General features: G+C 68.6%; 16 protein-coding genes and 1 tRNA gene. 11 read left to right on the top strand and 6 right to left on the bottom strand.

What is annotated here, in order from left to right; translation table 11 throughout:
* Nucleotides 1–25 precede the first annotated feature (25 nt).
* The gene (locus tag UK23_RS09110) at nt 26–886 is read left to right on the top strand and encodes a hypothetical protein (RefSeq protein WP_045310965.1); all 861 of its coding nucleotides are present in this window, start codon (nt 26–28) and stop codon (nt 884–886) included.
* On the opposite strand, the gene UK23_RS09105 is transcribed toward UK23_RS09110, so the two are convergent.
* Together UK23_RS09105 and UK23_RS09100 are read right to left on the bottom strand one after the other, a co-directional pair.
* The gene (locus UK23_RS09105) at nt 876–1,763 is read right to left on the bottom strand and encodes a serine hydrolase (protein WP_082114524.1); all 888 of its coding nucleotides are present in this window, start codon (nt 1,761–1,763) and stop codon (nt 876–878) included. The two genes, UK23_RS09110 and UK23_RS09105, sit on opposite strands and share 11 nt — an antisense overlap.
* Before the next feature lie 16 nt (nt 1,764–1,779).
* Entirely contained in the window at nt 1,780–2,508 is a 729-nt protein-coding gene (locus tag UK23_RS09100) for a peptidase E (protein ID WP_045311029.1), read from the bottom strand.
* Nucleotides 2,509–2,595: 87 nt separating this feature from the next.
* On the opposite strand from UK23_RS09100, the gene UK23_RS09095 reads away from it, so the two are divergent.
* The 4 genes from UK23_RS09095 to UK23_RS09080 all read left to right on the top strand — a co-directional run bounded on the left by UK23_RS09095 (nt 2,596) and on the right by UK23_RS09080 (nt 6,348).
* Nucleotides 2,596–3,261, top strand: coding sequence for a YdcF family protein (locus UK23_RS09095; RefSeq protein ID WP_231114434.1), 666 nt, complete (start codon nt 2,596–2,598; stop codon nt 3,259–3,261).
* Complete coding sequence (locus tag UK23_RS09090; RefSeq protein WP_045310962.1) at nt 3,261–4,499, top strand: deoxyguanosinetriphosphate triphosphohydrolase; 1,239 nt, start codon at nt 3,261–3,263, stop codon at nt 4,497–4,499. The genes UK23_RS09095 and UK23_RS09090 overlap by 1 nt, the downstream gene beginning before the upstream one ends.
* A gap of 243 nt (nt 4,500–4,742) precedes the next feature.
* Nucleotides 4,743–5,750, top strand: a complete 1,008-nt coding sequence (locus UK23_RS09085; protein WP_231114433.1) for a serpin family protein — start codon at nt 4,743–4,745, stop codon at nt 5,748–5,750.
* Nucleotides 5,751–5,829: 79 nt separating this feature from the next.
* On the top strand, nt 5,830–6,348 hold the full coding sequence (locus tag UK23_RS09080) for a Scr1 family TA system antitoxin-like transcriptional regulator (RefSeq protein ID WP_045310961.1): 519 nt from the start codon (nt 5,830–5,832) through the stop codon (nt 6,346–6,348).
* On the opposite strand, the gene UK23_RS09075 is transcribed toward UK23_RS09080, so the two are convergent.
* Complete coding sequence (locus tag UK23_RS09075; RefSeq protein ID WP_045310960.1) at nt 6,345–6,524, bottom strand: hypothetical protein; 180 nt, start codon at nt 6,522–6,524, stop codon at nt 6,345–6,347. The two genes, UK23_RS09080 and UK23_RS09075, sit on opposite strands and share 4 nt — an antisense overlap.
* An 82-nt stretch (nt 6,525–6,606) precedes the next feature.
* Between UK23_RS09075 and UK23_RS09070 the strand changes: the two genes are divergently transcribed.
* Complete coding sequence (locus tag UK23_RS09070; protein ID WP_045311027.1) at nt 6,607–7,164, top strand: carboxymuconolactone decarboxylase family protein; 558 nt, start codon at nt 6,607–6,609, stop codon at nt 7,162–7,164.
* Nucleotides 7,165–7,169: 5 nt separating this feature from the next.
* Nucleotides 7,170–7,982: a class I SAM-dependent methyltransferase gene (locus UK23_RS09065; RefSeq protein WP_231114432.1), complete on the top strand. Its 813-nt coding sequence runs from the start codon at nt 7,170–7,172 to the stop codon at nt 7,980–7,982.
* Between the two features lie 12 nt (nt 7,983–7,994).
* Here the strand turns inward: UK23_RS09065 and UK23_RS09060 are convergent, their stop codons facing one another.
* Complete coding sequence (locus tag UK23_RS09060; protein WP_045310959.1) at nt 7,995–8,624, bottom strand: hypothetical protein; 630 nt, start codon at nt 8,622–8,624, stop codon at nt 7,995–7,997.
* 86 nt (nt 8,625–8,710) lie between these two features.
* Nucleotides 8,711–9,607 (bottom strand): sigma-70 family RNA polymerase sigma factor, encoded by an 897-nt coding sequence (locus tag UK23_RS09055; RefSeq protein WP_419503873.1) that lies wholly within the window; start codon nt 9,605–9,607, stop codon nt 8,711–8,713.
* A gap of 26 nt (nt 9,608–9,633) precedes the next feature.
* Between UK23_RS09055 and dnaG the strand changes: the two genes are divergently transcribed.
* Genes dnaG through UK23_RS09040 form a run of 3 tightly spaced genes read left to right on the top strand, consistent with a single transcriptional unit; the run spans nt 9,634 to nt 12,779 of the window.
* Complete coding sequence (gene dnaG, locus UK23_RS09050) at nt 9,634–11,523, top strand: DNA primase (protein ID WP_045310957.1); 1,890 nt, start codon at nt 9,634–9,636, stop codon at nt 11,521–11,523.
* The gene (locus UK23_RS09045) at nt 11,523–12,014 is read left to right on the top strand and encodes a hypothetical protein (RefSeq protein WP_045310956.1); all 492 of its coding nucleotides are present in this window, start codon (nt 11,523–11,525) and stop codon (nt 12,012–12,014) included. Before dnaG ends, UK23_RS09045 begins: the two co-directional genes overlap by 1 nt.
* A 24-nt stretch (nt 12,015–12,038) precedes the next feature.
* Nucleotides 12,039–12,779, top strand: a complete 741-nt coding sequence (locus UK23_RS09040) for a trans-aconitate 2-methyltransferase (protein ID WP_045310955.1) — start codon at nt 12,039–12,041, stop codon at nt 12,777–12,779.
* Between the two features lie 6 nt (nt 12,780–12,785).
* Here UK23_RS09040 and UK23_RS09035 read toward each other — a convergent pair whose 3' ends face one another.
* Nucleotides 12,786–13,055, bottom strand: coding sequence for a hypothetical protein (locus UK23_RS09035; RefSeq protein ID WP_045310954.1), 270 nt, complete (start codon nt 13,053–13,055; stop codon nt 12,786–12,788).
* A 142-nt stretch (nt 13,056–13,197) separates the two neighbouring features.
* Here UK23_RS09035 and UK23_RS09030 point away from each other — a divergent pair.
* A tRNA-Asn gene (locus UK23_RS09030) sits at nt 13,198–13,270 on the top strand.

Raw genomic sequence — 13,270 nt, 5'->3', positions numbered from 1 at the left:
CCGGTTGGGTTCGCGTGTAGGACGTATGACGGGCGAGAAGCTGAGGGGACGCGGCCTCGCGGTGGCCGCGGCGGGAGTCGTGCTGGTCGCGTGGATGGTCGTGTCGGCGACGACGACGGAGGTCGCGACGCCGCACATGTTCCGGGCCGCGACGGTGAGCGCGGCTCTGGCATGTCTGTGCGCGGTGGCAGCTGGGCTGGTGGCGTGGCGGATCACCGACGCGGGCTCGGCTGCCCGGCTGCGGTACGTGTTCGTGGTGCTGGAGGGTGCCGCGCTGGTCACGTTCTTCCCGTCCCGCTGGACCGCGTCGGACGTCGAGGACGCGGCGGGGGAGTTCTCCATCAGCCTCACGCTGTCGCTCACCGCGCCGGTTCTGATCGCGCTCGGGCTGGTTCTGTGGCTCAGTCATGCCGTGCACAAGACGGTCGTCGGTGCGCACGGACCGATCGTGGCGGACTCCGGTGAAGGCGCTCTCGCGGACCGGATGAGGGCGCTCGGTGCCGTGCTCGTGGTGGCGGGGGGCGGACTGACGATCTCGGCGGCGGCGGTGGCGCTGACGGTGCCCTCACCCTTGGCGGCGTTCCTGTTCAGCGCGGTGCTGGTGACGCTGGGGCCCTTCGTACTCGGGCTGGTGCTGATGCGAGCGAAGGACGTCCACTGGGCGTCGCGTCGCAGCGGAGTCTTCTCCTTCGTCATCGTCTTCGTCTTCGCGATGCCCGTGGGCGACTTCGCGTTCAAGGCGGGGGCGGGAACAGCGGTGCTGCTGTGCGCGCTGGTGGCCGCCGCGGTCGGGTTCCAGGTGGCGGCCTTCCTGGTGATGCGGGAGTACACCGGCGAGTTGGGCAAGACGTGGCGGGAGCGGAGGCAGCGGCTCGCTAGCCGTTGACGCCGAGCTTCACCAGGAGGGCCTTCGACACCGCGTTGACCGCCGTGCGGGCCGTGGTCCAGTTCCCCGACGGGCTCGTGGTGAGGACGGCGACGGCGTAGCGGTTGTCGAGGACGCCCGCGCTGTGCAGGTAGACGTCGCTCGGCAGGTAGAACATCCAGCCCTGCTTGGCGTAGGCGCCGCTGACGCCGAGCAGGCCGAACTCCTGGTCGAAGCCGTCGGCCGCGGTCGACGGGGCGGACGACAGCGCGGCGACGATCGTGTCGCGGACCGGTGAGCCGAGGATGTAGTGGTAGAGCCGGAGCATGTCGTTCGCGGTGATGACGACCTCTCCCCATTGCGAGGGGTCGTCAGGGGCGTGAGTGCCTGTCAGGCCCGCTTCGGCGGCCACGCGGCCGATGGCGTCCATGCCGTCGAACCGCGTCCAGAGCACGTCCATGGCCTCGTCGTCGCTCGCGCTCAACGCGCGGTGGATCAGGTCCTGCTCGTCGTCGGACAACGGCTGTTGCAACGCGTCGACGGCGAGGATCAGCTTCGAGAGCGACGCCGAGTAGAACTGCTTGTCGCCGTCCTGCGAGATCGTCTGGCCGGTCTGCAGGTCCATGACCGCGACGCCGACGTCTGACTTTCCGCCCGCGCCGGCGATGTCCAACATGTCCGTCGCCGATATATTGGATATCGCCGACGGTGGCTGGGCGGTATGCGATATATCGGGACTTGTATGCGATATATCGCCGTCGGTGTCGCCGGAACCCGTGTCCAGTACGTCAGGGCCGCGCGATATATCAGCTGAGGGCTTCGCGTGCGCGTGGCACGGCGCAGCTTCCGGGACCACGAAAACGGCCGCCGTCATGAGGATGATCAGAGCCCAGCGCACACCTCCAAGTTCCGGGTCAGAGGAGCCTGGTGTCGAGCTTTTCCTCCTGAGCGGTTGCTGAAGACTCTTCCCTGGTCACGACGTATGCGCCGGAGCCCGGCCGTTCGGTCACCGCTTCGACGAGCTCGGTGCCCCGGTACAGCAGACCGACGCCGTCGTCGGTGCAGTAGGTCGTCGGCAGCACTCCGGCCGCCACCGCCTCGTGCACCTTGGGGCGGCGTTGCTCCTCGGAGTCGTAGTGGACGCCGTTGCCGTAGGGCAGGAAGCCGAGGCCGTTGGTGACGATCCTCAAATCAGGACCGAACGAGTCCGTCGCGCCGCCGGTGTGCCAGCAGATCGAACCCGCCGAGACGCCCGCGAGCACCACGCCCGCCTCCCAGGCCTTGCGGAAGACCGGGCCGAGGCCGTGCACCTCCCACACCGCGAGCAGGTTCGCCACCGAGCCGCCACCCACCCACACGACGTCGTGGGACAGCACGAAGCTCTCCAGGTCGTCGGTCGGCGGCATCGTGAAGAGGTTCAGCACCGAGACGTCGACGCCCGCGACCCTGCCGGCCTCCGCCATGTTCGCGTTCATGTGCCGCTGGTCGCCCCCGGCCGTACCGACGTGGCAGAGCCGCGGCCGACCCTCGGCGCCGGACAGGTCCAGCGCGAAGCGGATCAGTTCGCCGAATTCGACGAACGTCCGGTGCCCGGCCCGCAGGCCTCCGGACGTGGCGAGGATCGTGGGCTGCTCAGCAGGCATGACCATGATCCTCGCAGTGACGTCAACGAAGGTCGTCAATCAGGGGCGTCAACGCACGGCTCGCCAGGTTCTGGAACCATGCATGGGGTGCGGACCCCACCCCTCAAACCCCTGGCCCGGATTCGTCGCATCGTGCTGCGTCTGCTCTTCGGCGCGCTGATCGTGGGCACCCTGGTGGTGGGCGGCACGGCTTTCCGCGTGTGGCAGGTCGCGCGCGTGGACGACTGGACGAAGGCCGACATGGCGATCGTGCTGGGTGCCGCGCAGTACAACGGCGTTCCGTCCGACGTGCTCGAAGCCCGTCTGGAGCACGCGCTCGGCCTCTATAAGGCGGGTGTTGTCGGCTACATCGCCACGACGGGTGGCCGTCAGCCCGGCGACAACTTCACCGAGGGCCAGGTCGGCAAGATGTGGCTGGTCAAGCGCGGCGTCCCGGAGGACCGCGTGCTGCAGGTCGGCGAGGGCGCGGACACGCTCGGCTCGCTGCGCGCCGTCGCCTCGGTCGCCAAGGAGCGCGACCTGAAGACCGCGGTGATCGTCAGCGACCCGTGGCACTCGCTGCGCGCCCGTACGATGGCCGAGGACGCCGGGCTGGACACGTGGACGTCACCGACGCGCGTCGGGCCGAACGTGCAGACGCGCGAGACGCAGTGGTTCTACATCAAGCGCGAGACCGGAGCGTTGCTGTACTACCGCCTGATGAAGGCGCACGCCGGCGTGTTCGACGAGCTCAAGCTCCCTAAAATCGGCTGATGGGATACACCGGCCACGACGCGGAGCGACTGCTCGCAGAAGAACCGAAGAGTGCCGTGCTGCCGGGCGCCCGCACCGACACCCGCACGCCGTTCTCCCGTGACCGCGCCCGCGTGCTGCACTCCGCGGCGTTGCGCAGACTCGCGGGCAAGACCCAGGTCGTCGGTCCAGGCGAGGGTTCCGAAGTCACCGGTGTGCCGCGGACCAGGCTCACCCACTCACTGGAGGTCGCGCAGATCGGTCGCGGCATCGGTGAGGAACTCGGCTGCGATCCGGACATCGTCGACACGGCCGGCCTCGCGCACGACATCGGCCACCCGCCGTTCGGCCACAACGGCGAGAGGGCCCTCAACGAGCTTGCGGGCCCGTGCGGCGGTTTCGAGGGCAACGCGCAGACGTTCCGCATCCTCGCGCGCCTCGAACCCAAGTCCGCGCACGGCCTGAACCTCACGCGCGCGGTGCTCGACGCGTCCACCAAGTACCCGTGGACGCGCACGCCCGGCACGGTGAAGTTCGGCGTGTACGACGACGACCTCGAGGTGTTCGAGTGGATGCGTGCGGGTGCGCCGGACCGTGAGCGGTGCATCGAGGCGCAGGTGATGGACTGGTCCGACGACGTGGCGTACTCGGTGCACGACGTCGAGGACGGCGTGCTGGCCCACCGCATCAGCCTCGGCGCGCTGGCCCGTCCCGACGAACGCGCGGCCATCGCCTCGCTCGCGGCCAAGACGTTCTCCGACGAGTCCGTGAGCGCTCTCGAGGCCACCGCCGAACAACTGATCAAGCTGCCCGTGATCGGCTACTGGACCGAGCACGAGTACGACGGTTCGCTCGGCGCGCAGGTGGCGTTGAAGAACCTCACCAGCGAACTGGTCGGCCGGTTCGCGAGTGCCGCCGTCACCGCGACCCGCGAGGTCCACGGCGACGGCGCGCTCACGAGGTACAACGCGGCGCTGGAGGTGCCGCGTCAGGTGGCCGCGGAAGTGGCGCTGCTCAAGGCGATGGCCGTCCGGTACGTGATGAGCGACCCGGCCCGCCTCGCCATGCAGGCCGAGCAGCGCGAGCTCATCGCCGATCTCGTCACCCGCTTGATGGAACGCCCGACGCTGCTCGACCCCGCGTTCCGGCCGGTGTTCGCGGCCGCTTCCTCTTACGCCGCACGGCTTCGCGTCGTCATCGACCAGGTCGCCCTGCTCACCGACGCGCAGGCCGTGGCCTGGCACCGCGCATCGGCGTAGCTTCGGAAGGTATGGCGGACGAATCCAGACCGCCGGGCCGAAGGTGGCCGTGGCGGAGACCGAGCCGGGAAGCAGTACCAGCGGGCTTCCCGCAGGAAGACGAGGGGGACGACGGGTCGGCCGGTGTGCGCGAACCCCGTCATCCCAAGCCACTCGGGCCGATGGGAGGAGCGGGGGAACGGCCCGTCCCGGATGATCCGATCGTGGTGTCACTGCCAGATCCACGCCAATAGGAGTCCCAACGTGACTGATCAGGCCGCCTTCGCCCTGTCCATGCACCGCGTCGCCGTACCTGATCCGTCCTCCAACGCGTGCTGGTCGCCTTTCTCGGTGGCCAGTGCGCTCTCGTTGGCCCGCGAGGCCGCGCGTGGCGAGACCCGCGCCGAACTCGATGCACTGCTGACGGATTTCGACGCCTCGGACTCCCTCGACGTCCCTGAACTTGCCGTCGCCAACACGTTGTGGGCCGACGACTACCTGACTTTGAACCCGGACTTCTCGCTCACGAAGTCGGTGCGCCGCACGGCTTTCTCCGACCCGATGACGGTCCGCAAGCTCGTCAACACGGACGTCGCCGAGACCACCCGCGGCCTCATCCCCGAACTGCTGACGAGCCCGCCGCCCCCGGACGCCGCGGCGATCATCGTCAACGCCCTGTACCTCAAGGTCGGCTGGCTGAACCCGTTCTCCGCCTGGGAGACCGCGCCCAAGCCGTTCCACGCGCCCAGCGGCGACTTCGACGTGCCGACGATGAAGGTCACCGAGAAGTTCCGCTACGCCCACCACGACGGCTGGCAGACGGTCGTGCTGCCGGCGGCGTCCGGCGTCGAGGCCGTGATCCTGCTGCCGGACACGTCACTCGACCAGCCGCTCGACCCGTCGGTGTTCGAGGCGACCAACCGGGTGAACCTCGAACTCTCACTGCCCAAAGTGGACGTTCGGGAGAAGTTCCAGCTCAGGAACGTGTTGGAACGCCTCGGGGTCGCGCGCATGTTCACGCGCGACGCCGACTTCAGCGGGCTCTCACCGGACGAGCGGCTGTTCGTCGACGACGTGCTTCACGAGGCCGTGCTGCGCGTCGACGAGGAAGGCCTCGAAGGCGCGGCGGCCACCGCCGTCACGTTCCGGACGGTGTCGTTCGAGCTCCCGGTCGAGCCGATCGTGGTCGCCGTCGACCGTCCGTTCCTGCTCGCCGTCCGGCACGCGCGCTCGAAGGCGATCTACTTCCTCGCCCAAGTTGCCCGTCCGTGATCATTTTGGTGGACCATTCGCCCTGATGGGCGAGCGTTTCGCGCGGCGAGATCATGATCACGCCTTTACCGTTCCAGGCATGACCCAGCACGGTGCCGGCGAGCAGCTCGTCGTGCTCGCCGCGGCCGGCGCCACGCAAATCACCTGTTTCAGCGGCGTCACCATTCCCGTCCTGTTGAGGACCGAGAGCTACGCGAAGGCGCTGGCCGCCGCGCTCGGGCTGAGCCCGGCACCGGAGCTGCAACGCGACGGCGTGCTGCCGCGGTGCGTGTTCTTCATCCACGAGTACGCGCTGCGCACCGTCGTCGGGAACAACCGGCTGATGGAGGACCAGGTCCTGCACCTGCTGTTCCACGCGCCGTCGATCAGGGTCGTGCCGGCCAGCGCGGGCGGGGCGGCGGCGGTCGGGCTGGACTACGCGCTGATCCAGTACGAGCACGAACCGCCGCTGGTCTACCTCGCGAACTGGGCGCTCGCCAGCGACGCGGCCACCGTCGAACGGGCCGTGCTGGTCTTTCAGCGCATGCACGCCGTCGCGCTGGACAACGAGCGGTCGCGCGATCTGTTGATGGACTACGTCGCCGTCTACGACCGTTAGCTGGGGGTGTTGCGGCGCAGGAAGAGACGCATGCCGTCCTCTCCTGGCAGCGCGCACAGCAGCAGCCGGACGTTCTGGTGCCGCACCGGCACCGCGCACGAGTCGCCCGCCAGCAGCGTTCCCGCCAGCAGACCGGCCGACTCGTGATCGATGTCCAGCACGAAGTCGTTGCTCATGCGTGGACCCTATGAGCTGCCAGCCTCGCAACCCAGTCACCCAAAGGTGTCACGTTCTGGCGAGCTGCCTCGTCCAGTGGTCATGACGAGGATCAAGGGAGTCACCAGGAAGCACGCGGGCCTGCTCACGAAGGCCGTCTACTGGTTCGCCAAGCGCGAATTCGGCGCGGTGCCCGAGCCGGTCACGGTCATGGCGCACCACCCGAAGCTGCTGATCGCGAGCGGGCGGCACGAGCTGGCGGTCAAGAAGGCCGCGCACGGGCCGTTGTTCGAGCTCTGCGTCTACCGGACGGCCGTGAAGCTCGGCTGCTCGTGGTGCGTCGACTTCGGCGCGATGCTCATGAAGCACGGAGGCCTGGACATCGAGCGGTTGAAGCACATCGACTCGTATGCCACGTCCGACCTGTTCACCGACATCGAACGCAAGGCCCTCGCGTACGCCGACGCGATCACGGACACGCCCGTCAGCGTCACGGACGCGCAGGTCGCCGAGCTGGAGAAGCTGCTGGGGCGCAAGCAACTCGTCGCCCTGACCTACCAGATCGCACTCGAAAACCAGCGGGCGAGGTTCAACAGCGCGTTCGAGATCAAGGACCAGGGATTCACCAGCGGCGACGCCTGCCGGGTTCCGGCACACTAGTCGGGGTGGAGAAGATCACCCTGACGGGTGCCCAGGAGACCATGCTCGCCACGCTGTACGGCCGGGCCGTCGACAGCGAGCGGCCCGTCTCCGTGCTGCACGACGACGAGGCGAAGCGCGCGGTCGACCGCATCGACTACGACTTCGCGAAAACCGGTATGAACCTGACGAGCGCGGTCGGCGTCGCCATCCGGGCCAGGGTTCTCGACGACTGGACCCGCGAGTTCTTGCAGCGCAACCCAACCGCGACGGTGCTACACCTCGCGTGTGGGCTGGACACGCGCGCGCACCGCATCGAACGGCCGGACACCGTGCGGTGGGTCGACGTCGACATGCCGGACGTCGTTGCGTTGCGGCACAAGCTCCTGCCCGAACCGACCGGCGACTACGAGCTGGTGGCGTCGTCCGTGACCGAGGACGCGTGGCTCGACGCGATCCCCGCCGATCGGCCGACGGTGGCTGTGTTCGAGGGCCTCTCGATGTACCTGACACGAGCAGAAGGCCACGCGCTGATCAGCAGGATCACCAACAGGTTCGCGACAGGCGAGCTGCTGTTCGACGTCTACGGCTCGTGGGGGATCAAGCTGCAGAAGCTCGTTCCGGCCGTGCGCAACGCCGGCGCGACGCTGCACTGGGGTGTCGACGACCCGCGCGAGGTCGAGGCACTGCGCCCCGGACTGACCACAGTGGACGCCTGGCGCAGCGTGGACCTGCCGCACCTGGACGCGTTGCCCAGGTCCGGCAGGATCCAGATGAAGGTCGTCAGCGCGATCCCGAAGCTCCGGGACGTGGGGAAGCTGCTGCGCCTTCGGTGGTAGTTCTCGGGGTGGTCATTCGACGACGAAGTCGAACTTGGCCGTGTAGCGGTTGCCGACGAGCGGGCTGAGCGCGACCGTGCAGTCGCGGTCGATGAAGCCGTCGCGCCGGTTCAGCGCGGCCACGTTCATCCCGTACGCCTGGAGGTTGTCGGGGAAGAACAGCTGCGTGGTGAGGATCGGGCCGTTCGGCCGCTGCACCTTGACGTGGATGTGCGGTGTGCGTCCGGGGTAGTCCTTCGGCACGACCGTCTCCAGCACGTACGCGCCGGAGGCGTTGGTGAACTGGTGGCCCCGCATCTTGAACGCGGGACTGGAGTTGTCGTACACGCCCTTGTCGTCGGCTTGCCAGAAGTCCAGCAGGGCGTGCTGAACGGGCGCGCACTTCATGTTGTAGACGAACCCGGTCAGGCTGAGCACGACCCCGGTGACGCCGGTGGTGCGCAGGTTCGTGCGTTCCGGGGAGTTGCGCTTGAAGTAGGGACCTTCGATGTTCGACGGGGTGTCGTCGTCATCGACGCAGGTCGGGGTCAGCGGGAGAGGGGCGCTGCGGGCGGTGGAGGTGCCAGCGGCGGTCAGCACGATCGCCGCCGCCGCACCTGTCGCCATGAACGCCCGGCGGGTGGGCAGATCTTGTTCGGGCATGATCGGACTCCGGTGGTTGCAACCCGCGGCAGGGGGCTTGGGCTGGACCAGCGGCTCCGAACGTTAGCGACTAAACGATCCCGGACCTAGTTACGGTCCAGACCAAAGTCGACGTGCCCGAGCTTGTCCGGGTTCGCGATGTCGTAGACCGCGCCGACCCTGCCGTCGTGCACGGTGAACGTGAGGACGCGCTCCGCCGCGCCGTTCTTGGCCCCGAGTACCAGCCCGAGGTCCCCGTTGACCAGTACGGGCCGCATCTCGGGGAAGTCGTTCTCGAAGCCGTACTTGCGGATGAGGCCGAAGAAGAAGCGGGCGATCTTCTCGGCGCCGGAGACGCTGTGGACCGCCGTGCGGACCTTGCCGCCGCCGTCGCCGACCATCACCGCGTCCGGGTGCAACAGGCCCATCACGGCGTCGATGTCGCCGCTCGACATGGCCTGGAGGAACTTCTCCAGCACCTCCTGCTGCTCGGCCAGCGCCGCGCGGGGCGGTGGCTCGGCACCCGCGACGGCCTTGCGCGCACGGGACGCGTGCTGCCGGGCAGAGGCTTCCGAGACGCCCAGGGCGTCCGCGATCTCGTTGAACGGCAAGGAGAACGCGTCGTGCAGCACGAACGCCACGCGCTGCTCGGGGGTGAGCTTGTCCAGCACGACCAGCGCCGCCATGCGCACGCCGTCCGACTGCACCACGGACGCCAACGGGTCGTCGGCCTCGGTGGTGGTGAGCAACGGCTCCGGCAGCCACGAGCCCACGTAGGTCTCCCGGCGCACGGCCGCGGACCGCAGCCGGTCGAGGCAGATGCGGCTGACGACCGTGGTGAGCCAGGCGCGGTCCTCCTTGATGCCCTCGGCCGTCGAGTAGCGCAGCCACGCCTCCTGCACCGCGTCCTCGGCGTCGGCGACGCTGCCGGTCAGCCGGTACGCGACGCCGATCAGGTGGCTGCGGTGGTCTGCGAAGACTTCGGCCGTGGTCACGGTTGGCAGTTTGCCAGGGGATTAGACTCGAACGCGTGGCAGGACGCATCAGGGAGAGCGACATCGCGTTGGTGCGTGAGCGCAGCCGGATCGACGAGGTCGTCGGTGACCAGGTTTCGCTGAAACGAGCCGGTGGTGGGGCGCTCAAGGGGCTTTGTCCCTTCCACGACGAGAAGACGCCGTCGTTCAACGTCCGCCCCTCGCACGGCACGTTCCACTGCTTCGGCTGTGGCGAGGGTGGCGACGTGATCGCCTTCGTGATGAAGGTCGAGCACCTGTCGTTCGTGGAGGCCGTCGAGCGGCTCGCGGACCGGGCCGGGATCCAGCTCGTCTACGAGGGCGGCGGCGCCACGATCCAGCGCGACCGCGGCACCCGCAGCAGGCTCATCGAGGCGCACAAGGCGGCGGCCGAGTACTACGCCGAGCAGCTCGCGACGCCGGACGCGCAGCAGGCGCGCGAGTTCCTGGCCGAGCGCGGGTTCGACGAGGCGGCGGCACGCCAGTTCGGCTGCGGCTTCGCGCCCGGTGGCTGGGACAAGCTCACGAAACACCTGCTGGGGCGCGGTTTCGAGCTGCCGGAGCTGATCAAGTCCCAGCTCGTCAAGGAGGGCAAGCAGGGGCCGATCGACAGGTTCCACCGGCGGCTGCTGTGGCCCATCAAGGAGATCAGCGGCGACGTCGTCGGGTTCGGCGCGCGGCGGATCTTCGACGACGACCCGATCCAGGCGAAGTACCTCAACACCAGCGAGTCGATGATCTACAAGAAGTCGCAGGTGCTGTTCGGGCTCGACCAGGCCAAGCGGGAGATCGCCAAGCGCAAGCAGGCGGTCATCGTCGAGGGCTACACCGACGTGATGGCGATGCACCTGGCCGGCGTGCCGACGGCGGTCGCGTCGTGCGGCACGGCGTTCGGCACCGACCACATGAACGTGCTGCGCAGGCTGCTGATCGACGACGACGTGAACGGCGAGGTCATCTTCACCTTCGACGGCGACGAGGCGGGCCAGAAGGCCGCGCTGAAGGCGTTCGAGGGGGAGCAGCAGTTCTCGGCGCAGACCTACATCGCGGTCGCGCCGGACGGCATGGACCCGTGCGAGCTGCGGCAGGCCAAGGGCGACGTGGCGGTGCGCGACCTGGTGGCGCGGCGCACGCCGTTGATCGAGTTCGCGATCAAGGCACAGCTGCGGGCCTACGACCTCGACTCCGTGGACGGGCGCGTCGAGGCGCTGAAGAAGATGGTGCCGTTCGTCGCGCAGATCAAGGACCGCGCGAAGCGGGACGGCTACGCGACGCGTCTGGCCTGGTGGGTGGGCTGGGACGACGAGGCCATGGTCGTGCGGCGGGTGCGTCAGGTGGCCGGCGGCAGAGGGCCGGCCGTGACCGCTCAGCGCGCCGACCCGAACCAGATCGCGCTGGGCGTCGAGGTCGACGGACCGCCGCGGCCGAACCCGCGGGACATCGCGCTGTCGCCGGAACGCGAGGTGCTCAAGGTGGCTCTGCGGCTGCCCGAGTACGCCGGTCCGCTGTACGACTCGCTTCCTGAGGAAGCCTTCACGCACCCCGCGTACATGGCGCTGCACCGGGCGATCCGCGATGCCGGCGGTGCGTCGTCGGGGCTGGCCGGGACGGCGTACCTGGACGCGATCTCGCAGGCCTGCACGCACGCCTCGGTGAAGTCGGTGCTGACCGAGCTCGCCGTGGAACCGTTGACGGTCAAGCAGGACGACGAGTTCCGGTACGTGTCGATGGTGATCGCGCGGCTGCAGGCGGTGCAGGTCGGCAAGCAGATCGAGGACGTGAAGTCGCGGCTGCGCAGGCTGTCGCCGATCAAGGACGCCGACGAGTACCGGGCGCTGTGGGGCGACCTGGCCGCGCTGGAGGAGTACCGCAAGGGCCTCCTGCAACAGAGCGCTGGAGTGCTGTAGTGGGGCTGTTCAGGCGTTTGTTCGGCTCCGGGGCGCCGGACGGGTTCACCGGGTCGCTGGAGCCGGACGAGACGGTGATCGCCTGGGTTCCCGTGCAGGACGGGCACCTCGTCGTGACGTCGCTCGGGTTGTGGGTGCCGGGGCCTCGGCGGATCGGGTGGCACCTGATCAGCAAGGTGAAGTGGGAAGGCGCTCTGCGGGTGGTCGAGGCTGTCGAGGCCGGGACCGAGGGCCCTGTCGTGCTGCTGGAAGACCTTCCCGCGATGAGGTTCGCCGTGTCCGAGCCCAGTCGTGTCCTTCGGGGGATCAGCCAGCGCGTGGAGGGGTCGATCCGGCACCGCGAGCGCGTCGAGTCGCCCGGGGTGTGGATTCTGCAGCGCAAGATTCCCGGTGGGGACGGGTTCGTGTGGCAGGCGCGTGGTGATGCCGGGGTGTCGCTGGATGCCGTGCGCGAGGCCGTTTCCGCGTTCGCTTCAAGGCTTGCGGGCTAGCAGTACGCGTGTACTGTTAGTCGTATGTGGGATCCGGCGCAGTACCTGGCCTTCGCCGATCACCGGGCGCGGCCGTTCTACGAGCTGGTGGCGCGCGTGGGGGCTGAGGAGCCTCGTCGCGTGGTCGATGTGGGCTGCGGGCCCGGAAATCTGACCCGCTCGCTGTCCTCGCGGTGGCCCAGCGCGGTAGTGGAGGCGTTCGACTCCTCGCCGGAGATGGTCGAGGCCGCTCGCGCCGCGGGTGTGGATGCGCGCGTGGATGACGTCTCGACGTGGGAACCGTTGCCGGACACCGATGTCGTGGTGTCCAACGCTGTCCTGCAGTGGGTTCCGTCGCATCCCTCGATCGTGGAGAAGTGGGCTGCCGCGCTGCCTTCCGGCGGGTGGCTGGCGTTCCAGGTGCCGGGCAACTACGGGGATTCATCCCATCGGCTGATCCGCGAGGTCGCCGGATCGGCGCTGGAGCACGTGTTCCGGGCCGAGAAGCCCGTGCTGGACCCCGTGGAGTACGCCGAGCTGCTGGCGGACTGCTCCACTGTGGACGTGTGGGAGACCACGTACGTGCAGCGGCTCGCCGGGCCCGACCCCGTGCTGGAATGGGTCTCTGGCACGGCTTTGCGGCCGGTGCGCGCGGCACTGTCCTCATCGGACTGGGACGCGTACGTGGCGGAGCTGGCGCCGCGACTGCGCGAGGCCTACCCGCGGCGAGCCGACGGCACGACGTGGTTCCCGTTCAGACGGATCTTCGCGGTGGCTCAGGTGTGAAGATGATCACGCCCGAGGGGTGACGGGACGTCCGTTGGCCTCTTCCTCGTGGCGCCACGGAGCCTTCTCGGCGGCCTTCCCCGCAGCGTCCGCGGCGAGGTCTTTTGCCTGGTGAGCGGCCTCGAACGCCTTGTCCTTGGCCTGGCTCGCCGTCCTGCGGACGGTGGGGTTCTCGGTGAAGCGGTGCCACAGGCGCACGATCTGGTCGTAGCGCTCCCGCCCGGCCTTGGCGCCGAGCACATAGCCGACCGCCATGCCGACCAAGATGCCCTTCATGGGGTCTCCTCTCACATCGTGGCTGGTCACAGGCCATCTTGCCGCAAACCGGGGGGTGCTTGCAGAACCCGTTTTGAGGCTCATGTAGAGTTACCCACTGTCAGGAGGAACCAAGCCTGACAGGTAAGACACAACAGAACATTCCCCCATAGCTCAATTGGCAGAGCATGCGACTGTTAATCGCAGGGTTACTGGTTCGAGTCCAGTTGGGGGAG

The sequence above is a fragment of the Lentzea aerocolonigenes genome (genome assembly GCF_000955955.1).
GTDB lineage: Bacteria > Actinomycetota > Actinomycetes > Mycobacteriales > Pseudonocardiaceae > Lentzea > Lentzea aerocolonigenes_A.
The sequence above is the reverse complement of the archived record's forward strand: the minus strand, read 5'-3'. Positions and strand labels throughout refer to the sequence as shown.